Here is a 22,618-nt window from a genome sequence, read left to right on the forward strand (position 1 = left end):
ATTCACTCCTCCGGCCCGGCTCCCGGTGCGGCGGGCGCCGCCCGACGGCACCCGAGCGCGACCACCGCGCCCGCCCCGACCAGGGCCGCGAGAACCCCGTAGCCGTAGGTGAGCGTGGCGAGCGAGGCGACAACGGCGACGAGCAGCGGGCCGCCCGCGTCGCCGAGTTCACGGCCGAGTTCCGCGGCGCCCATGGTCTGCCCCAGTCGTTCCGCGGGCGTACCGCCGGCCAGCGCCGCGAAGCCGAGCGGCGTGATCAGCCCCGTTCCGGCGCCGATCAGGACGGCCCCGACGAGGATGCCGGTGAGTCCCGGCAGCATCGCGCAGGCCAGGCCGGCGGCGGTCGCCGACAGCCCCGCGGCCAGGCCGGTGCGCGTGGTCAGGCGCCCGTCGTCCAGGGCCCGTCCGGCGCGTGGCTGGACCAGTGCGGCGGTCGCGGCCAGCAGCGACACGGCGGCACCGGTGGCGACCGTGCCCAGTCCGGCGGCGCGGCCGGAGACGGGCAGGAAGCCGACGCCCACCGACAGCGCGGCGGTGGCGGCGGCCAGCGCGGCGGTGGGGGCCAGGAACACCGGGTCGGCGAGACGGCGGGCCAGGTCGAGCAGCGTCTGCCGGGCCTTGGGCAGCGGCGGTACGACGGGCACGGCGAGCGCGGCCCATACGGCGACCGCCACGCCCAGGACCGCGAGGACGGCGAACAGCAGCCGGAGGCCGCCGACCCGGACCAGGACCCCTCCGAGCAACGGGCCGAGGGTGTAGCCGACGGACTTGTAGAAGCCGTAACCGCCGAACGCGCGACCGCGGGCGGCGGCCGGGCTGAGCCGGGCGACCAGGGCGGAGGCCGACGGCGAGAACGCGGAGGCGGCGGCTCCCTGTCCGAGGCGCGCGGCCCACAGCCAGCCGGGGCTGTCGGCGACGACGTACAGCGCGGACGCGACGGCGAAGGCCACCAGCCCGCCGAGCAGGACCGGACGGGCGCCGACCCGGTCGGCGAGGGTGCCGAACACCGGCTTCAGCAGCACCTCGGCGCCGTCGTACAGGGCGAGCAGCCCGCCCAGTACCAGCAGCGAGACCCCCGCTTCGGCGCCGAGGCTCGCGGCGATGCCGTGCGCCCCGAAGGCGGTGGTGAACCCGGCGGCGTACAGCGGCCACATCCGCCGCACCGACTCGGGCCGATCGGTCACCGCTCCCCCTCCGGGCTCGGGCTCCGGGACCGAGCGGCGAGGACCCGCTCGGCGCGGTCACGCGCCGTCGAGCCGTCGTCCGCTCACCGGACACAGGACAGAAATGTAACGCGGCCCCCCGCGACCTCCACCGGCCGCTCGCCCCAGCGCCCGGGCAGCCGGGGCCGCCGGGGCAGTCCGGGTAGCCGCGCCGCACGTGGCGTGACCGGCATCGGCGCGTCGGTCCCCGTGTCCTGCGACGTCTCCGGTTCGTGCGGGTCAGCGGGCCATCAGGGTGCGGAGGGCCTTGGCGACGGTGTCGGGCGCCTCCTCCGCCATGAAGTGACCACAGGAGACGGTCGAGTGGTCGAGGTCATCGGCCCAGGCACCCCACAGGGCGGCCGCCTCGTAGCCGAGGGCGGCGCCCCAGTCCTGCTGGAGGACGGCGAGCGGCATGGTGAGCTTACGGCCCGCGGCACGGTCGGCGCGGTCGTGCTCGATGTCGATGCCCGCGGACGCGCGGTAGTCGGCGACGATGGACGGCACGGCGTCCCGGCACGCGTCGAGGTACACCCGGCGGACCGCCGGGGGCACGGCCTCGGGGTCCTTGGCCCAGATGTCGAGGAAGTAGGAGAAGAACGCGTCCGAACTGTTCCGGATCAGCTGCTCGGCCAGACCGGGCGGCTGCGCCATCAGATAGAGGTGGAAGCCCACCGCCGCCTGCACCCCGTGCAGCGCCTCCCACATGTCGAGCGTCGGCAGGACGTCCAGGCAGGCGAGATGGGTGAGGGCGGCCGGGTGGTCCAGGCCCGCCCGGAAGGCCACCAGGGCGCCGCGGTCGTGCCCGGCGAGCGCGAACCGCCCGTGCCCCAGCTCCCGGGCGACGGCGACGGCGTCCGCGGCCATGGTCCGCTTTGAGTAGACGTCCGGGCCGGTCTCCGCGGGCTTGTCGCTGTCGCCGTAGCCGCGCAGGTCGGGACAGATCACGGTGTGGTCTGCGGCCAGGTCCTCGGCCACGTGCCGCCACATGAGGTGGGTCTCGGGGAACCCGTGGAGCAGCATGACGGGGCTGCCGGAGCCGCCGACGGCGACGTTCAGCTCCACGCCGTCGGCGACCGCCACGCGCCGGTAGTCGAATCCGGGGATGCTCTGAGTCATGGCTGTCGCGCCCTTTCACGTCATCGTCCGGGCCCGCCCTGCGACGGACCGGACCGCCGGCGCTGGTGCGCTCCGGCCGATGACGCAAGCGTGCGGGCGGCGAATCAGCAGCCGATGAACGTCAGAGCCGGCAGCTGATGACCGTCAGAGTCGGCAGCCGATGAACGTCAGAGCGCGCAGCTCGGCGGTGAGCCGTGCGACCTGCTCCGGGGAAGAGGCGGTGTTCACGAGGTCCGGGCGCGGTACGACCGCCGCCCGCCCTCCTCTCTGACGGACGGTACGTTGACGGAAGGCACAGGTGAGAGGACGGACGGCTGGGTGCGAGTGGAATTCGGCGTGCTGGGCGCGGTGGGCGCCTGGGACGAGGAGAGGACACCGCTGCCGCTGAAGGGGCCACGGCACCGCGCGGTGCTGACCCGGCTGATCGTGGCCCGGCGGCAGGTCGTGCCCGTCGCCCGGCTCGTGGCCGACCTGTGGGACGAGCCCCCCGCCAACGCGGTGGGCGCGCTGCGGACCTTCGTGGGCGATCTGCGGCGCGGCCTCGAACCGGACCGGCCGCCGAGGACCCCCTCCCGTCTGCTGGTCACCGAGGGCGCCGGGTACGCACTGCGCGCCGCGCGCGAGGACGTGGACGCCTGGCGGTTCGAGGAGACGGTGAACGCGCTGGGCGACGCAGGTCCCGCCCGCGTCCTGGAGCGGACGACCGAGGCGTTGGCGTGGTGGCGGGGACCCGCGTTCGCGGATTTCGGCGACGAGCGCTGGCTGCGGTCGCCGCGCGCCCGGCTGACGGAGCTGAGGCTGCACGCGGTCGAACTGCGGGCCGGGGCGCTGGTCGCGCTGGGGCGCCCGGTGGAGGCCGTACCCGAACTGGACGCCCATGTGACCGACCATCCCTGGCGGGAGGACGCCTGGCGGCTGCTGGCACTGGCCCTGTACCGGTCGAGCAGGCAGGCGGACGCGCTGTCGGTGCTGCGCCGGGCCCGGGCCATGCTCCGCGAGCACCTGGGGGTGGACCCGGGTCCACGGCTGCGGCGGCTGGAGGAGGACATCCTGCGCCAGGCCGACCGGCTGGATCCCGACGCGGGTACGGCCGCCGTCGACCAGGTGTGGGCCCGGGCGACGGCAGCCTACGAGGGCGCGCTGGGCAGCCGCGCTCGCACCCGGCTGGAGTCCACCGTCGGCCTGATGCGGGACCTCGCGGTGACGGGCGGCGGCGGGCTCGAAGCGGCCCGCAGGCACCGGGTGGCCGCGGTGGCGGCGGCGGAGCAGCTCGGCGACCCCGAACTGACCGCCCGGGTGATCGGTGTCTACGACGTCCCGGCGATCTGGACCCGGTCCGACGACCCCGAGCAGGCGCGCCGGCTGGTGGCGGCGGCGGAGCGCACGCTGCGCTCGCTGGGGCCCGCGGGCCAGGACGCGGCCCGCTGCCGGCTGCTGGCGACGATCGCCGTGGAGTCGCGCGGCACACTCCCCCGCGACCTGCCGCCGTCGGGTGCCCTGGCCCGCCCGTCGCAGGCGGCCGGGCAGGCGGAGGAGATCGCGCGGCGGCTCGGTGATCCCTCGCTGCTGGCCTTCGCTCTGAACGGGACGTTCATGCAGTCGTTCCGCCGCGCCGGACTGGCCGGCCGGCGGGACGCGATCGGCGCGGAGATCGTGGCGCTGGCCGCCGCCCACGGCCTGGTCCGCTATGAGGTGCTCGGCCACCTGATCCGCGTCCAGGCCCGGTGCGCCTTCGGGGACCTGGCGGCGGCGGACCGCCACGCGATCGCGGTGGACGGTCTCGCGGCCCGGCACGACCTGCCGCTGGTGTCGGTGTTCACCACCTGGTACCGGGCGCTCAGAACCGCTTCCACCGGAACGCGGGAAGCCGCCGAGGCCGCCTACGAGGAGGCCGCCGCGTCCCTGGTCGGGTCCGGTATGCCGGGGCTGGAGGCCGGGCTGCTGCCGCTGGCCCGGCTGTGTGTCGCGCTCCGGCACGGCGGTGGGCCGCCGCGGGCGACGGCGGACTCCGACTGGGGCCCCTACGAGCCCTGGGTCCGGCCGGTACTGCTGACGGAGTCCGGCCTGCTGGACGAGGCCGCCGAGGCACTGCGCACCGTTCCCGCGCCGCCGCGCGACCTCATGTTCGAGGCGATGTGGTGCCTCCTGGCCCGGGCCGCGATCGCCACCGGCGACACCGGCCTGCTGACGAAGGCCCACGCGCAGCTCGCGCCCGCCGCCGCCGAGGTGGCGGGCGCGGGCAGCGGGCTGATCACCCTGGGCCCGGTGACCGAACACCTGACCGCGATCGAGTCAGCACTGCGCTGACCCCGGCCGCCCGCACCGGGCCGACAGGCGGGTGACCCGTTGAGGAATTCGTCGCCTCCGCCATCGCAAGCGAAAGCAAATCGTTTCGGCGTACATGTGAAATCAGATCAATAACAGTCAATAGCCGCGTAAATGATGATCAGTCAGAAAAAGCACTACCAGAATCCACCTACCGCCAATAGGGTTCACAAAGCTGCATTTTCCCGGCGGCACCGGGACGTCGGAGGTGCACATGGCGCTCGTCGTGATTCGACTGCACCCCCAGGGGGACCCGGTCTCAGGCTCGGATTTCTCCGCGGCGCTGAACGGGCTGACGATCCGTGTGTTCGATCTGTCCACGGCGTCGGGCGAGGCGCAGATCGGCAGTCCGGCGGGTTATCTGGCGCCACCGGACCCACTGCATCCGGAAGTACCGCATCCGGCCACGGGCATCGTCCAGCACGTCCGGCTCACCAGCCCGGTGTCGGGCACGTTCGAGCGACTGGCCGCGGCGACCGCGCTCTTCGAGATCGCCCCGCCGCATCCGCCCGCGGGCCGGCCGGAGCACGGCACGCGGGATCTGCGGGTCGAGGTGTCGCGGGGCGGCGGGGTCATCCTCGTCCGCCGGATCTTCATGAACGTGCCGGAGGCATCCGGTGCGATCCCGGCCGACCGCGGGGTGTTCCCCGGCATCGGACCGACGTCGCTGTACCTCGCCCTGCCCCCGGCCGGTACCCAGATCGACCCGGCCGACGCGTACGTCGAGCTGCCCGCCGACGGCAGCCCGCCGGCGTACGACGGGCTGCTCAACGCCGTGGCCCGGGTGCTGGGACACGACCCCGGGGCACCGGTCTCCCTGACGGGTCTCAGCGTGCCGCAGGCCCGGCACGTGGCCCGCGAGATCATCTGGAACCAGAAGTTCCGGCCGATGCCGACACCCGCCACGACCGACCTGGGCAGGCTCTACACCACCCCGGTCAGCACCGCTGACGACGCCGAACGCGGCCGGTTCGAGGCCAAGTTGACGTCGTACTACGCGCAGGGCGACGCAGACGCCGAGCGGCTGACGACGTACGTCTACGCGCTCACCACCGCGGTCGACGCGGAGGACCGGACGACGAAGGCCACCCGGGCGGCCCTCACATTCCCCGTGCTGCCGGGGCAGACCGGCACCGGCGAGCGGTACACGACCGCGCGGGCGCTGGTGACGAACCTGCCCGCGAACGCCCGGTTCGCCGTGCCCGCCCGCTACTTCTACGCGCTCGGCGCGGGCCTGCCCGTCAGCTACGACGCCGAGCAGCGCTACCGGTCCGCTCTTCTCGCGGACACCGAGCGGCTGCGTGTGATGCTGAGGGCCGCCAAGGACAGCGGGGTGATCGAGGAGCAGCCGCCGACCTCCCCGCCGCCGCTCCCCGCCGGACAGCCGCCCGTCGCCGACGCCCCCGCCGTCACCATCGCCCAGGCCGTACGACGGCTTCGCGCCCTCGGGGACACCTCCGGCAAGCCGCCGGAGATCGCCGCGACCGGGGATGTGCTGGCGCTGGTGACCGGCTGGCTCGCGGTGACGCAGGCGGACATCGACACCGCCTTCTGGGACGCCATCGTCACGACGCACGCGAGCGGTCACCTCGACCTCGTGCTCACCGCGCTGACGCGTGGGTACGTCGTCCAGCCCGGCAGCACCCCGCTGCGGGCGAAGATCCGCGCCACGCTCGCCCCCGCGGACGCGCCCGCGCTCTCCCGGATCACGGCGGCCACTTGGCAGGAGTTCTTCCACGGTGACGCGTCCTGGCCCGCCACTCTGCCCGACTTCACCCGGCCCGGCTCCCTGGACGAACGGCTGCAGGCGTTCATCCAGGAGGTGCGCAAGTTCTTCGTCCTCGCCTCGGCGGTGCAGGACGTCCCCGACAACGCCCCGGACGCGCCGCCGCTGTTGCGCGTGCCCGACGGCGATCCGGTCAACCGCTTCGTCACCGCCTACCAGGCCCGCGCGGGGGCCGAATTCGTCTTCGGCGGCAGCAACAATGATCCCGGGCACGTCCGGGATGCGCTGAACGACGTCGGGAACACCCTGTTCGCGGCGGACCCGCGCGGGCGGGAGTGGCTGGCGGCCGCCGTCACGACGATCGACGATCTGATGCGGCTGGCCAACTCCGCCGTCCCCGCGCCGGTGCGCTTCTCGATCGTCGAGGCCCTGTACGCCCGCGGCTTCACCAGCTCCGGCCAGGTGGCCGCCCAGACCCGGCAGGGCCTGCGGGACGCCCTGCTCGGCACCGTCGCCGTCGACTTCGCCGACGCCCTCGGCGACAAGGCCGGTGGTCCCGCCCCCGACCCGGAGCCGGGCGGCGACGGCCGGACGCCGGTTCCGGTCAACCCCGACGGATGCCTGGTCGACTGCCGGCCCCCGGACCATCTGTCCGCCCTCGGCCCCGTCGCCTACCTCAAGGCCCTGCTCGCCCTCCCGCTGGACGCCGACTGCCACCACCCGGACGGCACCCCGCACGGCGACGCGACGCCGCCCACCCTCGGCGACCTGGTCGCGGCCCGCCGAGGGCCCGTCGGTCAACTGCGCGCCACCGCGGCGAACCTCGGCACCGCGATCCCGGTCGTCGACCTGGTCGACGAGTCCCTGGAGGCCCTCGCGGGCGACCCGGCGTCGGGCAAGGGCGCCGTCCACGACACCTCGGCCGACCTCACCGACGAGGACCTCGCGGCCCGGCCCGAGCATTCCACCCCTGCGGTGCCGCTGCCGGCCGGCGCCACGTACACGCCCCTCGCCACCGACGTCAGCCACCCGCTCCTCCCCTACCACCAGCCGCTGGACATCGGGCGCAGCCACCTCGACGCGCTCGGCACCTGCCGGTACGAGGTCATGCGGGCCTTCCAGCGCGACATCACCGAGTTCGTCATCGACCCCGGCGCCGAGCCCGCCGAGTTCCGCCGCGCCCAGTGGCGCTATCCGCTGCGGCTGCCCATCGCCCTGGAGTTCCTGGGGCTGAGCCCTGAGGAAAACGCCCTGCTGTTCTCGCCTGGTCCGACCACCAACGCGAGGAAGGGCACTCCCGTCTGGGAGTACTACGGGTTCGCCGACAAAGTGGAGAACGGCGGCTCCTGGACGGACCTCGTGGTCCGGTTGCCGCGATTCCTCGACGCGACCGGGCTGGACTGGTGCGAGTTCCTCGACCTGTGGCGCAGTGGGGTCGTGCCGTTCGGACGCCAGGGTGGGGAGGGCGCCCAGGAGGAGCCCGCTTTCCCCGACTGCGAGCCGTGTCGACTCGACGAGTACGTGCTCGACCTCTCCGTGAAGGACCTGCGCCGGCTGGCGGTTGTCGTACGGCTGTGGCGGATCCTGCGCCGCACCTGCTCGCCTGCTTTCAGCTTCGCCCAACTGGCCGATGTGGCTGCCGTGTTGACGCTGTTCGCCGCGGACGGCTCCCCGAACCCCGACTTCGTCAGGCAGCTGGCCGCGCTGCAGCTCCTGCGCTGCCACTTCGGCCTGCGCCTCGCGCCGCACGACCACGTGCCCTCGCCCGAGACGCCGCCGGGAACCGGGCGCAGCCCGCTGCTCGCGCTGTGGGCCGGGCCGGGCGACCCGCACTGGGACTGGGCGGTCGACGCGCTGCTCAAGCACTCCGGCGAGCACGCGGTGCGCCGCTTCCGCTGTCGGACCCGTCCGGCGAGGTTCCTGGAGATTCTCGCCGAGAACCTCGACCCGCTGTCGGTGCTCGCCGGGTTCGACCCCGGTGATGGTTCGCAGGCGAGTTGGCACTCGCGGCCGGGCAACACGCTGCGCTTCGCCGAGGTGCTGGCCAAGCTGTACGCCAGTGATCTCGGTGTGGGCGAGCTGCTTTTCCTGTTCACCGTCCAGGAACACGCCCAGGGCGACGACCCGTTCAGTCTGCCGTCGCCCAACGAAACGCGGGACGATCCGCTGTCGCTGCCGGACGACGACACGGCTGACTCGCTGTGGCGGCTGCGGGAGCGGCTCCTCGCCGCGGAGGAGCCCGACGAGGTCTGGTCGTGGACGCGGGTCGACGCTGCTCTGCGCACCGAGTTCGGCTATACGAGCGCTCCCGGCTCGGACCCGCTGTACCGGCTCGGGGCGCGCTTCTTCCCCTCTCTGCTGGAGGACGACGGCGTCGTCGTACCGGTCGAGGACCGGTGCTGGAGCGCGCCGCTGGCCGGGTCGCCGCCGGCGATGTGGAACACCCCGCCCGACGGCCCGTTCCGCTACGCCGGCGACCTGCTGGCCGCGAGGCTGCCGCTGCGTGACGAGGCGGTGGCCGCGAAGCTGGCCCGCATCCGTCAGCTGCGGCCCGAGGAGCGGCACGCGGTACGGGAGTTGCTGGCCGGACCACGGGCCGACCTGTCGCCGTTCGCGTTCCTCTTCGAGGACCCCGAGGCCGCGCTGCGTCTGCTCACGCACGAGGAGGACGAGCGGGAGCGGTTCGCGTTCTTCGCCCACTCGGTGCGCGGGGCCGTGGCTCGCGCGGGGGTCGTCGCGGGCCACCTCGCCGCGCATGTCGAGGCCGCGACGGGGCAGCACCGCGACGGGACCGAAGCGCTCGCCAAGGCGCTGCTGCTGGCGCTGCGCGGCGACGAGAACGAGGGGCGCGCCCCGTGGGAGAACGACGCGGGCACGGCGCCCGCCGTGACCTGGGACGGTGTGAACGGGGCGGCACTGGCGGCCCTGCTGTCGGTCACCGGCACCGGCCTGCTGGGCGAGTACCGCCGGGTCACCACCTCCGGCCGGGGCCCGCTGGTGTGGCGGCAGCCCAGCTCCGCGCTGCGGCTGTTCGGTCCCGGCCGCGACGAGGTCGCCGTCGCCGTGCCCGGCCTGGTGCCTGGGCTGGACGCCACGCTGACGGCGGGGCAGGCCCGGTTCGCCGGCGTCCGCAACGGGTTCGCGCTGAGCGACCTCACCGGTGAGCCGCTCGGCGCCGCGGAGGGCTTCGCCGTCCGGTGGACCGGCAGCCTGCTCGTCGAGACGGGTGGCGCGTACACCTTCTACGCCGGCGTCCCCGGGCAGGACGGCGAGATCCCCGACCCTGAGGCCGCGCGGGCCCGGCGCTGGCGTGTGGTGCTGCGCCGGGGACAGCGTGTCTGGGTGGTGCTGGCCCGGCACTGGCCGGGTGAGACGGGCGCACCCGAGTGCGCGTCCGAGCTGGAACTGCGCCGCGGTGCCTACGACGTGGAGATCGAGTTCCTCCAGCCCGCACCGGAGTTCGCCGAGGCCGACGACGTACGCCCGGCCACGACCGGATTCGAACTCGCCTACAGCGGCCCGGACTCCGATGACCGCCCGATCGCCCTCCCCCAGCACCGGCTCTACCGCCGCACCCAGGACCAGGGCCCCCTGGACCGGGACCTGAAGGACCTCACCGACGCCGAGCGGCGCGCCCTGCGGGAGCGGTACACCGGCTCGCTGCGGGACGTGCGGCGCACCTACCAGCGGGCGTTCAAGGCACTGCTGCTCGCTCACCGGCTCGGCATCGCCGCCGCCCCCGTGGCGGACGACGGACAGTCCGAGATCGGGTATCTGCTCACGCACCCGGACCGGTTCTCCGGGGCCGCCCACCGCGACGAGGGTGCCGCCTACGCGGTGCACCTGGCCGGTTTCGACCCCAACCTGTTCCCGGTCGCCGACCCCTACCTGCCCCCGGATCCGGCCGTGGACCAGCGGGTGGCGCCGTCGGTCCCCCGCCAGCAGGCACTGACCGACATCTGGGAGCGCCTGTTCGACTACACGGCCACGCGGGCCGAGACAACGGGCTCCCCGGAGCGGCCCCTGTGGCTGTTGTTCCACGAGTCCGCCGAGGCCCATCCCGACCTGCCCGCGGATCTGCTGCGCCATGTCGGCGTAGACCTGCTGCGCACCCCGCTCGTCACCCGGTTCGACGGCGGGCCCGCGCTGGTCAGCGACGATCTCGTGGACGAGCGCTGGCCGATCCGTGTCTGGCACGCCGACCTGCTGCTGCGCAAGGTGCTGCGCCGCTTCCTGGTCGCGGACGTACGGACCGCGCGGCCGGACCTGTGGGCCGCCGACGACCCGGCGGCCGGCGGGAACGCCAACCTCACCGCCTTCGTCGCCGACGGCTACCTGTCCGCCGGGCCGCCCCGCCGGCACGGCGATCTGCGCGCCCTCGACGACGGTCTGCGCGAGCGCGGCCGCGCCGCCCTGCTCGCCTACCTCACCCGCTTCGACCGGGTCACCGGTGTCGGCGGCGCCCCGGTGCGCGAGGTCCGCCATGTCGGCGACCTGCTGCTCCAGGATGTCCAGGCCGGACCGGGCGAACGGGTCAGCCGGGTCGACGACGCCATCAGCGCTGTACAGACGCTGGTCAGCCGGGCGCGGCTGGGGCGGGAGCCCGGCTGGGCGCCGTCTACCGGGTTCCTCGCGCTGTGGGATGCGCAGTTCGCTCGCTACCAGGTGTGGGAGGCCTGCGCGCGGCGGCGGTTCTACCGCGAGAACTGGGTGGACGTCGACGAGTTGGCGCTCGCCCGGCGCAGTGAGGCGTTCACGTTCTTCGAGGCCCAGTTGCGGCGGGCCACGCTGACCAGGCCGGAGCCGGGCGGGCTGGATGTGTGGGCGCAGCCGCCCGCGCCGGAGCACCCCGGGCTGGCGCTGCTCCAGGTGCGCGACCCTGCCACGCTGCACGAGGTGGACCCCGCCCGGCACGGGTTCGATCTGCTGGGCACGCCTCAGCGGCATGCGCGGCCGTCGTGGCTGGCGGCGGTGCACGCGCAGTCCGGGGACGGGGGCGACGTACCGCCTGAGGGTGGAGACGACGATGACCGGGAGCCGCCGCACGACGGTCCGATCGAGCTGGGGGCGGTCCCGCGCGACGAGCGCGGTGAGCCCGGCGACGAGACCGGTGCGCCCCCCGCGGAAGCCGTGGAACTGCCCTGGTGGATCGAGGCGCCCGTGCGGCTGGGCACCCGCTTCCTGCGGGTCGCCGCCGCCGGGGACCCCGCGGTCACCGCCGGGCCCGGGACGATCGGCCTGCTGCCTGCCCCGGCCGCGTCGTCGTGCTGTGCGACCTGCGGCTGCGAGCACGGCTCGCTCGTCGACGAGTACTACTTCTGGCTGGTCGACGTCCGGCTCCACGACCGCGTCGACCAGGACCCCGGCTGGCTCTGGCACGAGTCCGACCAGCTGCCCGGCCTGCTGGCGTGGCCGGAGAAGCGGGCGTTGCGGCTGGCGTGGTGCCGGGTGCGGCACGGGGAGTTCAGTCCCGTCCGCTACAGCAGCGAGGCGCTGCGCTGCACGGCCGGCCCGACGCTCCGGTTCGCCGGGCGGACGGAAGACTCGGTCCGCCTCGTCGTCACCGGCGGCGTCGCACCGCCCGGGCACTCGGCTCAGTCACCCGGGTTCCGCTATGACATCGCCGCGGACGACGTCGTCGTACTGCCGCAGGTCGTGGCACCCCCGCCGGCGCCGAAGCCGCCGTCCGGTCCCGCGCATCCGGGCCAGTTGGCCGCCTACCCCTACTTCGTGTTCCACAGCCCCGGGGCACCGCTGGTGCCGTCCTCGCCGTATGCCGCGGCGACGGCCGTGGCGGCGGCGCTGCGTGCGCACTGTCAGCCCGGTGCGGCGCTCGGCTGGTACCGGCTCGCCGCGGATGTGGCGCATGGCGACGCCTCCTGGACGCACTGCCGGGGGCGGGAGGAGAGCCAGGGGCATCGCGGGTGCTGTACGGACAGCACGCGTGCGTCGACGGAGGACGTGCGGCGGCGCAGCATCGTGCTGCACCATGCCGAGACGCTGCTGGAGTGGGGCGACGCGCTGCTGCGGGCCGGAGGGAGTCCGGAGGATCTCAACCAGGCGCGCGTGGTCTTCGACGGGCTGAAGACGCTCCTGGGCCGCAGGCCGCGGCTGCTGCTCGACGCGGACACGACGCCACCCGGCGAGGCGCCGACGATCGACGCGCTCGTCCCGCATCCGGCGCCGCCCAACCCGCGGCTGATCGGACTGTACGACAGCGTCGAGGACCGACTGTCTCTGATCCGCGCCTGCCTGGACGCGCAGCGGCTGCCCGCCCTCTGGCCGCCGGACGGGCCGTTCCCCGGGAACACCGGGCGACTCGCCTGCGACGACGTGTGCGTGCCGGAGAGTCCGTACCGTTTCGCCTTCCTGGTCAGCCGGGCCCGCGATCTCGCCACTGAGGTGCATGGCCTCGGCACCGCGCTGCAGGGCGCGTTCGAACGCGGGGACGCGGAGTTCCTCGCGGCGGTGCGGGCGGACCAGGAGCGCCAATTGCACGCGCTGTCGGTGCAGACCCGCCGATTGCAGTGGCGGGACGCGGACTGGCAGGTGCAGGCACTGCACAAGACCAAGCAGATCGCCCTCACCCATCGCCGTTACTACGCCGACCTCGTGGAGAAGGGGCTGATCCAGGGCGAGAACGACTATCTGTCACTGACCGAGCAGTCCGTGGGCAGTCACGGTACGGCGATCCCGCTGGAGGCGACGGGGCAGGCGCTCGGCTTCATCCCCGACATCTGGCTCGGTGTGGCCGGCATGGGCCCGCTGAACGCCAACCAGCTCCCGCTCGGCACCAAGCTCGCCGGGGTCTTCTCAGCGGCCTCGCGCATCGCGGGGATCTTCGGGTCGATCGCGGGAATCACCGCCTCGGAGCGGCTGACCGAGGCCGGTTGGGACCGGCGTGCGGCCGAGTGGCGGCATCAGGTGGAGATCCACGACATCGAGATCGAGCAGATCGAGCGGCAGATCCTCGCGGCCGAGCGCCGCCGGGACGCCGCGCTGCACGAGCTGGACGAGCAGCAACTGCGCTGGGAGCAGGCCCGGATCACCGAGGAGATCGTCCGGGACAAGCTCACCGGTCACGCCCTGTTCCTGTGGCTACAGCAGGAGACGGCCGCGCTGTACCGGCAGACGTACGAGCTGGCCGCGCGTGCGGCGGTGCAGGCGCGGCACGCGTTCGAGCTGGAACGCGCCCTTCCCGCAGGGGACTTTCTCGCCGAGACACGCTGGGACCGATTGCACGAGGGGCTGCTCGCCGGTGAGCGGCTCGGGCTGGGAATGCGGCGGATGGAGCAGGCGTACCTCGATCTCAACGCGCGTGAGTACGAGTTGACCAAGCACATCTCGCTGCGGCTGCACGCGCCGGTGGAGTTCCTGCGGCTACAGGCCACGGGGCGGTGTGAGATCGAGCTGCCGGAGTGGCTGTTCGACCGGGACTATCCGGGACACTACCTGCGCCGGATCAAGAGCGTCGCGCTGACGGTGCCGTGTGTGGCCGGGCCCTACACGGGCGTTCATGCGCGGCTGACGCTGCTGGCGAGTACGACACGGGTGAGTCCGGTGCTGACGCCTCCGGTGGCGCCCTGCTGTTCGGGGATGGCCACCTGCGGTTTCTGTGACGACAGTTGCGGCCACGGAGGTTACGCCCTGCTCCCCGAGGACCCGCGTGCCGTACGCCGCTACACGGCCCGGGAGGCGGTCGCCACCTCCACCGGGCAGAACGACAGCGGCATGTTCGAGGTCCGGTTCCAGGACGAGCGCTACCTGCACTTCGAGTACCAGGGCGCGGCCAGCCGATGGCTGCTCGAACTCCCGCAGGAGGACAACCAGTTCGACCTCTCGAGCGTGACCGACGTCGTACTGCATCTGAACTACACCGCGCGGGAGGGCGGCACAGCCCTGGCGGACGCGGCCCGGCGGGAGACGCGCAAGCGGCTGCCCGGCGACGGACTCCGCGTGTTCGACGTCGAGCAGGACCTGCCGCAGATGTGGTCCGCCTTCGCCCGTGGCGCCGAGGACGAGGAGCGGCGGCTGCCGCTGCGGCTGTCCCGTGCGATGTTCCCGTTCCTGCCGGGCAACCGGGGACTGCGCATCGGCCGGGTCGAATTCTTCTTCGAGGCCGGGTGCGCCCGCCCGTCGGTGCACCACCCCGTGCGGTTCCGGCCGCCGGGACGCCGGGGGGCCGAGGAGTACGAGGTCGTCGAGTGCGTGGCCTCACGTGACTGGCCGGAGCTGTTCCACGGTGTGCTGCCCGACCTCGGTGCGGAGGGCGGTCCGACGCTCGTGCACGGCGGCCGGGAGGCCGACCTGGGCAGTGTGACGGTGCCGCCGCAGTTCGGTGAGGTGTCGCGGCTATGGTTGCTGTGCAGTTACGAGGCCGACGACGGTGACCGGGACCGGCGATGACCGAACTGGACCAGGGTGCGCCCGCCTTCCCGGGCGCCGAGCGCGACGACACCGAGCCCGGCCCCGTCCGGCCCCGTCCGGATCCGCTGCCGGGGGCGGAACTGCCCTCGGCCGGCGGGGCGGTGCGCGGGATCGGGGAGAAGTTCGGCACGGACGCGGTGACCGGCACGGGCTCGTTCGCCGTTCCCGTTCTGCTGACCACCGGCCGGGACGGCTTCGGGCCGCAGATGTCACTGGGCTACGACAGCGGGCAGGGCAACGGGCCGTTCGGGTTCGGCTGTTCGCTGCGGCTGCCGTCCGTCACCCGCCGCACCGACAAGGGCCTGCCCCGCTACGACGACGCGCACGAGTCCGACGTGTTCGTACTGTCCAGCGCCGAGGACCTCGTCCCCACCACGCAGGACCGGCGCCGGGGCAGGCACCTGGTGCGCGGCTATCGCCCCCGGGTGGAGGCGAGCTTCGCGCGGATCGAACGCTGGACGAGCGTCGACGACCCCGCCGATGTGCACTGGCGCTCCTGGTCCGCGGACAACGTCCTGACGGTCTACGGCGCCGACGCCGACGCCCGGATCAGCGACCCCGAGGCGCCCGAGCGCGTCTTCTCCTGGCTGATCAGCCAGACTCGGGACGACCGCGGCAATGTGATCGCCTACGAGTACGACCGCGGCGACGGCGTGAGCGACCAGGCGCAGCGCTATCTGCGGTGCGTCCGCTACGGCAACGCGGTCCCCCTCCTGAACGACGCCGGGGAGCGCCCGGCCTCCGTGTCCACGGCCGAACTGCGCGCCCTGCACTGGCACTTCACGCTCGTCCTCGACTACGGCGGCCACGACGAGGAGCGGCCGGGCCCGGACCCGGACCGGCGCTGGACGCCCCGCCCGGATCCGTTCTCCTCGCGCCGCGGCGGGTTCGAGCTGCGCACCGAGCGGCTGTGCCGCCGGCTGCTGATGTTCCACTCGTTCCCCGAGGAACCCGGTGTCGGTGAGGACTGTCTCGTCGCCGCGACCGAGTTGTCGTACGCCCCGACTCCCGCGCCGGAGGAGGCCACCCGCCCGGTCTACGCGGAGCTGACAGCCGTCACCCACGCCCGTTTCCGGCGCAGGCCCGACGTCGGGTACCGGCGCAAGGCGTTTCCGCCGGTGGAGCTGGCCTACAGCCAGGTCGCCGTGCAGCACGAGGTGCGGGTCGTGGAGCCGCGTGAGCTGGCCCGGCTCCCCCACAGCCCGGGCCGGCTGCGCTGGGTCGACCTGCACGGCGAGGGAATCCCGGGCGTGCTGACCGAGCATCCCGGCGCCTGGTACTACCTGCGCAACCTCAGCGCGCTCACGGACGCACCGCACTTCGGCGAGCTGGAGCCGGTACCCCGGGTGCCGAACCGGACCCTCGCCTCGGGTGCGGAGCTGCTCGATCTCAGCGGGGACGGCCGCCTGGACGTCGTAGACCTGACGGGGCCGCAGGCCGGGGTGTACGAGCAGGACGAGCACGCCGGCTGGCGGCCCTTCCGCCCCTTCACCGGGCCGCTCGTCAATGACCCGCGCGCGGAGCTGCGGCTGGTCGACGTCACCGGGGACGGGCTCGTCGACGTGCTGAGCCTGGCGCCGGACGAGCTGGGCTGGCACGAGGGGCTCGGCACGTCGGGCTTCGGCCGCGAGCACCGGGTGCTGGTCGATCCGGCGCAGTGGCGGGGCACGCGCGTGGTGTTCAACGACGCCTCGGGGGCACTGCTGCTGGCGGACATGACCGGGGACGGGCTGCGGGACCTCGTCCGGGTCGGCTGCGCGCAGGTGTGCTACTGGCCCAATCTCGGGTACGGCCGCTTCGGCGCGCGTCACCTGCTGGAGAACTGCCCGCGCTTCGACAGCGACGACCGCTTCTCCCCGGACCGGGTGCGGCTGGCCGACATCGACGGGACCGGCACCAGCGACCTCGTGTACCTCCACCCGGACGGGCCGCGCCTGTACTTCAACCAGTCCGGCAACGGCCTGAGCCGCGAGGTCCGGCTGCGCGGGCTGCCCCCGGCCACGGCCGTGGACGACTGCGACGTCGTCGACCTGTTCGGCAACGGCACGGCCTGCCTCGTATGGACCTCTCCCTTGCCGGGGAACGCGGGCCGGTCCGTGCGCTACGTGGATCTGATGGGCGTCAAGCCGCATCTGCTGACCCGGACGACCAACAACCTCGGCGCCGAGACCCGGATCCACTACCGCTCCTCGACCTCCTTCTACCTGGAGGACGAGGCGGCGGGCCGGCCGTGGCGTACGCGGGCGCCGTTCCCGGTGCAGGTGGTGGAGCGGGTCGAGTCGATCGACCTGGTGGCCCGGCACCGGCTGACCACGCGCTACGCCTACCACGACCAGTATTTCGACCCCGTGGAACGGGAGTTGCGCGGGTTCGCGGTCGTCGACCAGTGGGACACCGAGGACTTCGACGCTCCCGGGGACGGGGACGGGGACGGAGACGGGGAGCGGGAGTGGGAGAACTCCCTCCCGGTGGCGCCCGTCCACACCAGGAGCTGGTTCCACACCGGTGTCCGACTGGGCGGAGTGAGTCGGCTGCTGGCGCACGAGTACGACGAGGGGTGTGGCCGCGACGGCCTGCCTGACAGCGTGCTCCCGGAGGGGCTCACCGCGCAGGAGGAGCGCGAGGCGTGCCGCGCGCTGAAGGGCATGCTGCTGCGGCAGGAGGTGTACGGGCTCGACGGGTCGGAGCGCGAGTCCGTGCCCTACACGGTGCTGGAGCGGAACTTCACCGTACGGTTGCTCCAGCCGATGGGCCGCAACCGGCACGCGGTGTTCCTCGCGCATCCCCGGGAGCAGTTGACGGTCCGTTACGAACGCGACCGTGACGATCCTCGGGTCACGCACGCGATCACTTTGCGGGTCAACGAGTTCGGCCAGGCGCTGGAGGAAGTGGCCGTCGCCTACGGGCGATTGCCCGCCGACCCTCGGCTGACGGCGGCGGTGGACCGGGAGGAGCAGGCGCGGACGCTGGTGACGGCCGTCCGGTACGAGCACAGCGAGCCGCTGCTGGACGATCCTGGCCACTACCGGCTGCCGCTCCCGGCGCAGCAGAGCACGATCGAGGTGCGGGACGTCGTCCCACCCGAGGGCGGCTGGCTGCGCTTCCAGGACTGGACGGGGCCCGGCGCGCCGTTCGCGCGGCCGCACCGGCTGCTGCGGCGCACCCGCACCCTGTACCGCCCCGACGACCTCGGCGGCGCCGACCCGCTGGCCCTGCTGCCGTTGGGCCGCGTGGGGCGGCGGGGCATCCAGGGGGTCGGGCTGACCCTGGCGTTCACGCAGCAGATCCTGGCCCGGCCGCTGTTCCCGGCCGAGGACCTCGACGCGGTGCTGCGCGAGGGCGGCTATGTGCCCGGTGACGTCCCGGGCGAGTGGTGGGCGCCGTCGGGGCGGACGTTCCTCGGGCCTGCAGGTGCCTTCCCCGGCGAGGGGGCGACGGACGAATTCGCCTACGCCCGGGCGCACTTCTTCCGGGCACGCCGCTACCGCGATCCCTTCCAGGACGGCATCACCAGTCCCGACCGCGAGGTGCGCTACGACCCGTACGACCTGCTGCCGGTCGACACGGTGGACAGCCTCGGCAACCGGAGCACGATCGGCGAGCGCGGGCCGGACGGGGTGCGCGAGGAGTCCGGCGTGGACTACCGGCTGATGAAGCCGGTGCTGGTGACGGACTCCAACGGCAACCGCTCCGCCGTGGCGCTGGACACCCTCGGGCTCGTCGTGGCGACGGCGGCCATGGGCAAGCGGGGGGAACAACTCGGCGACTCGCTCGAGGGGTTCGACGACACCTTCATGGACGCGGCTGCCGGCGATGACGCCGGACAGCTCCTCCTGGGTGCGACCCGCCGCATCTGCTACGACCTGGAGGCGGTCCGTCGTACGGCGTCCGACTCGGTGGTGCAGCCGCTGTCGGTGCGGACCATCCTGCGCGAGCGGCACCTGAGCGACCTCGCGCCGGGCGAATCCTCCCCCCTTCGGCAGAGGTTCGTGTACGTCGACGGGTCCGGGCGGGAGATCCAGGTCAAGAGCCAGAGCGACGAGCCGGGCGGCTGGATCTCCAGCGGCTGGAAGGTCTACAACGCCAAGGCGAACGTCGTCCTGTTCCACGAGCCGTACTTCACCTCCACCCCCGGCTACGAACCGGGCCGGCGCGAAGGTGTGTCGACGGTGCGCTGCTACGACGCCACACAGCGGCTGGTCGCGACCGTGTTCCCCGACGGGACGTACAGCAAGCGGGTGTTCGGCGCCTGGTGGTCGGGCACCTGGGACCGGGCGGACACCGTGCTCGCCGATCCGCGCCACGACCCCGACATCGCCGTGGCCACCCGCGGCCTGTCCGGCCTCCTCCCCGCCGGGTGGCGGCCGTGGTACGAGCAGCGCGTCGACGGCGAGCGCGGCGACGCCGAGCAGCAGGCCGCCCGGGCCAGCGCAGCCCACGCGAATACCCCGGACCTGGAGTGGTTCGACGCCCTGGGCCGGGCCGTGCTGGTCCGGCGCACGGACGGGCGGCACGCGGTGGAGAACCGGGTGGTGCTGGCGATCACCGGGGAGGTGCTCGCCGTGCACGACGCGATGCCCGGCGGTGATCCGCGTGGGCGTGCGGCCAGCCGCGCCGACCACGACCTGCTCGGCCGGGTCGTACGGCACTGGGCGCTCGACTCGGGGACCCGGTGGCGGCTCGCCGACGTCCTCGACCAGGAACTGCGCGCCTGGGACTCCCGGGGGCACGTCTCCCGCACCCGCTACGACGCCGGCCGCCGCCCCGTGGCCCTCCTCGTGACGGGAGCCGATCCCGACCGGCCCGAGGCCGAGGTGACGGTGGAGCGGGTCGTCCACGGGGAGTCCCTCGCGGACGCCGAGGAGCGCAATCTGCGCGGGCGTATCCATGTGCGGTACGACCAGGCAGGGTTGTCGGTGTGCAACGGCTACGACTTCAAGGGGAGCCCGAGTTCGTCGACGCGGCGCGTGGCGGTGGCCTACGACCGCGTACTGGACTGGAGTCTGGAGCAGCCGTCCGACGTCTTGGAGCCCGCACGCCTCAACGCGTCCACCCGCCTGGACGCGATGAACCGCCCGATCGTGCTGACGTCGCCCGCGCTCGACGCACCGGCGAGCGTCACCCGCTACCGGTACGGCCGCTCCACCCAACTGCGTGCGCTCCAGGTGCAGATCGAGGGCGAGCTGGACTCCGACGGGCAGCCGGTGTGGACGGACGTCGTCACCGCCGTCCGCTGCAACGCCCGCGGTCAGCGCACCCGGATCGAGCGCGGGAACGGGCTCGTCACCGACTTCGCCTACGACCCGCTGACGTTCCGGCTGGTCCGGGTGCGCTCCGCCCTGGGGTCCCGGTGCGTACAGGACCAGCACTACACGTATGACGCCGCGGGCAATCTGGTGCTGGTGCGGGACGACGCCGTACCTCCGGTCTTCTTCCGCAACCAGCGCGTCACGGGCGAGTCCGCCTACCGCTACGACGCCCTGTACCGGCTCGTCGAGGCGACGGGGCGCGAGCAGCTCGGGCTCGTCGACGCGGGCGGGCGTCACCGTCCGGTGGCGCATGCGGAGGACGGGATCGCTGTCGGGCGGTATGTGGAGCGGTATGCGTACGACCTTGTGGGAAACCTGCTGGAGATCGCCCATCGGGGGAACGACCCGCACCACCCGGGCTGGACGAGGGAGTTCGAGTACGCACCGGGCAACCGGCTGCTGGCCACGTCCTTCGCCGACGGTCCGCGCGAGACGTACGCCTACGACGCACACGGCAACACGGTGGCGATGCCGCATCTGGCCAGGATGGAATGGGACCACCGGGACCAGCTGAGGTCGACCTGTCGGCAGGTGGTCGACGAGGACGGTGAGGAGGGTTCAGTCGTCGTCGACGGGACGTACAACGTCCATGACGCGACCGGCGTCCGCACCCGGAAGGCGACTCAGCGTTCCAGTGGCGTGCCGGTGCGCGACGAACTGTTCCTCTCCGGGCTGGAGTTCGTCCGGTCGTTCACCGGCCGCCACGCGGGTCTCATCCGCACCGGCCTGGATGTGGGCGACGGGGTCGGGGTGTTCGCGCGGGTCGAGACCCGCAACGACGTGGACGACGGGTCGCCGCGGCGCCGTGTGCGCCACCAGCTCACCGATCATCTCAGGTCGGTGACGCTGGAGTTCGACGACGAAGGGCGGCTGCTGGCTGCCGAAGGCTACTCGCCGTACGGCTCCACCGTCTGGCGGGCCACGCGCGGGCAGACGGACGCCCCAGCCCGGCGCGGGTTCCTCGGCAAGCAGCGTGACGACGAGACGGGCTTCTGCGCCGTCGGCGCCCGTTACTACGTTCCCTGGCTGGGGCGTTGGCTGTCGTGCGATCCGGCAGGCCAGCGCGGTCCGACGAGCCGGTACGCGTACGCGGCCTGCGATCCGGTGAACCGGCTGGACGACAACGGGGCCTGGGACATCAGTTGGAAGGACGTCGCCATCGGCGCGGCAGTCGCCGTGGGGACGGTCGCCGTGGTGGCGGTGGTCGTGGCGAGCGCGGGCACGGCGGCGGCTCCGCTGCTCGCGGCGACGGCGACTTCGCTCGGGGTGAGCGAGGCCACGGTCGTCACCGGGGTGGTGGCGACCGGCACCGCTTTCGGTGTCGCGGGGACCGTGAACACGGCCAACGAGGTGGCGACGGGCCGGACGGTGACCGGCAGGGTGCTCAGCGACCAGGAGCGTTCCCGCAAGCTCGGGGCACTGCCCGTCGAGGCGGTGGCGACCATCTTCGGTATGCGGGGCATCTCCTTCGGGGGCGGCGGAGGAGGCGCGGCGCCGAGCATCGCGGCCGATGTCTCGGTCGGCGCCAACGGGACCGCGGCGCTGACCCGGCCGAGCGTCGACTTCGGGTTCAGCCTGCCGAACATCGTCGCCAACACCGAGGCCATCGCGCCCGCGCTCATGGCCACCGCGGCTCCCGTGGTCAGCGCGATCACGGGCGGCGGTGGAGGTGGCGGGACGTCGGGCGGATCGGGCGAGCCCGGCGGGCAGTCGAAGGAGCCGAACGAGTCCGCCAAGCCGCCGCCCGAACCGAACAGTTCATCGACGACGGGTACGGGTGCGCAGCCCGAACCGAGTCCCGCCGCCGCCTCCGAAGCCGCGGGGGCCGCGACCGGCGGCAACGGCGCCAACGGATCGACGTCCGGGGGCTCGACGGCGGGCCCGCAGATCGCCCCGTACAAGCAGCTCGGCGGCCACCACATCCACCAGTCGGCCGCCAACTCCCCGGCCGGGCAGACCTCCCGCACGGGCAACCCCAACCACGGGGACGCGCTGGCCATCGAGCAGGGCGTGCCGGGCTTCAGCGAGGCCGACCACGATCTGGCGTCCGCCCTTCAGCGCAACGCCAACCGTGCCATGTGGGGCAAGGAGATCACCGACCAGCCGATCGGTCCGGTAACGATCACCGCCGCCGGCGAGGGCACGAAGCTCGGTAGTCCGTCACCGTTCTTCGAGGACGTCAAGGCATTCTTCGCCCTCATCGCGGCGGGCCGTTCACCCGAGCAGTCACTGATCGACGTACTGCGGTCGCGGGCCCAGATCGACGCTTCGGGGGTGTCCACTGTGCGTGTACCGTCGCGTTGAATCGGGTCGACAGCCCGTCGAGCGGATGCTGCGGGACGGATCGCGGCTCTCGCGCACAAGAGGCAGAGCGTCAAACGAGTGTCACGACCGACAACCTGTGGGGCCTGCTCAGGGCAGAGTGGGCTACGACAGCCGGCTCACTGGCGAGCCCACTCCGATCGCTCCGGGCGTGGGCTCGCGCATGATGACCCGCACCGTATCTGCGG

Annotated in this window: 5 protein-coding genes; 3 read left to right on the forward strand and 2 right to left on the reverse strand. The window is 73.4% G+C overall.

Translation table 11 applies throughout. From position 1 onward, the window contains the following. Positions 1 to 2: 2 nt before the first annotated feature. Together MB828_RS20680 and MB828_RS20685 are read right to left on the reverse strand one after the other, a co-directional pair. A complete protein-coding gene (locus MB828_RS20680; protein ID WP_301649571.1) occupies positions 3 to 1,154 on the reverse strand; it encodes an MFS transporter in 1,152 nt (383 codons plus the stop codon). A 288-nt stretch (positions 1,155 to 1,442) separates the two neighbouring features. Further along, positions 1,443 to 2,321, reverse strand: coding sequence for an alpha/beta fold hydrolase (locus tag MB828_RS20685; RefSeq protein ID WP_301649495.1), 879 nt, complete (start codon positions 2,319 to 2,321; stop codon positions 1,443 to 1,445). Between the two features lie 318 nt (positions 2,322 to 2,639). Between MB828_RS20685 and MB828_RS20690 the strand changes: the two genes are divergently transcribed. The 3 genes from MB828_RS20690 (at position 2,640) to MB828_RS20700 (ending at position 22,412) form a co-directional block, all read left to right on the forward strand. After that, the gene (locus MB828_RS20690; protein WP_301649496.1) at positions 2,640 to 4,628 is read left to right on the forward strand and encodes a BTAD domain-containing putative transcriptional regulator; all 1,989 of its coding nucleotides are present in this window, start codon (positions 2,640 to 2,642) and stop codon (positions 4,626 to 4,628) included. Between the two features lie 232 nt (positions 4,629 to 4,860). After that, complete coding sequence (locus tag MB828_RS20695) at positions 4,861 to 14,778, forward strand: neuraminidase-like domain-containing protein (RefSeq protein ID WP_301649497.1); 9,918 nt, start codon at positions 4,861 to 4,863, stop codon at positions 14,776 to 14,778. Further along, entirely contained in the window at positions 14,775 to 22,412 is a 7,638-nt protein-coding gene (locus MB828_RS20700; RefSeq protein WP_301649498.1) for a SpvB/TcaC N-terminal domain-containing protein, read from the forward strand. Before MB828_RS20695 ends, MB828_RS20700 begins: the two co-directional genes overlap by 4 nt. The last annotated feature ends 206 nt before the right edge of the window (positions 22,413 to 22,618 follow it).

Origin of the sequence: Streptomyces arenae (assembly GCF_022343545.1) — a bacterium.
Lineage (GTDB): Bacteria > Actinomycetota > Actinomycetes > Streptomycetales > Streptomycetaceae > Streptomyces > Streptomyces humi.

Bases quoted from the DNA above. Each gene is read 5' to 3' on its own strand.
- MB828_RS20680 (WP_301649571.1), bottom strand. From the start codon at position 1,154: ATGTGGCCGCTGTACGCCGCCGGGTTCACCACCGCCTTCGGGGCGCAC.
- MB828_RS20685 (WP_301649495.1), bottom strand. From the start codon at position 2,321: ATGACTCAGAGCATCCCCGGATTCGACTACCGGCGCGTGGCGGTCGCC.
- MB828_RS20695 (WP_301649497.1), top strand. From the start codon at position 4,861: ATGGCGCTCGTCGTGATTCGACTGCACCCCCAGGGGGACCCGGTCTCA.
- MB828_RS20700 (WP_301649498.1), top strand. From the start codon at position 14,775: ATGACCGAACTGGACCAGGGTGCGCCCGCCTTCCCGGGCGCCGAGCGC.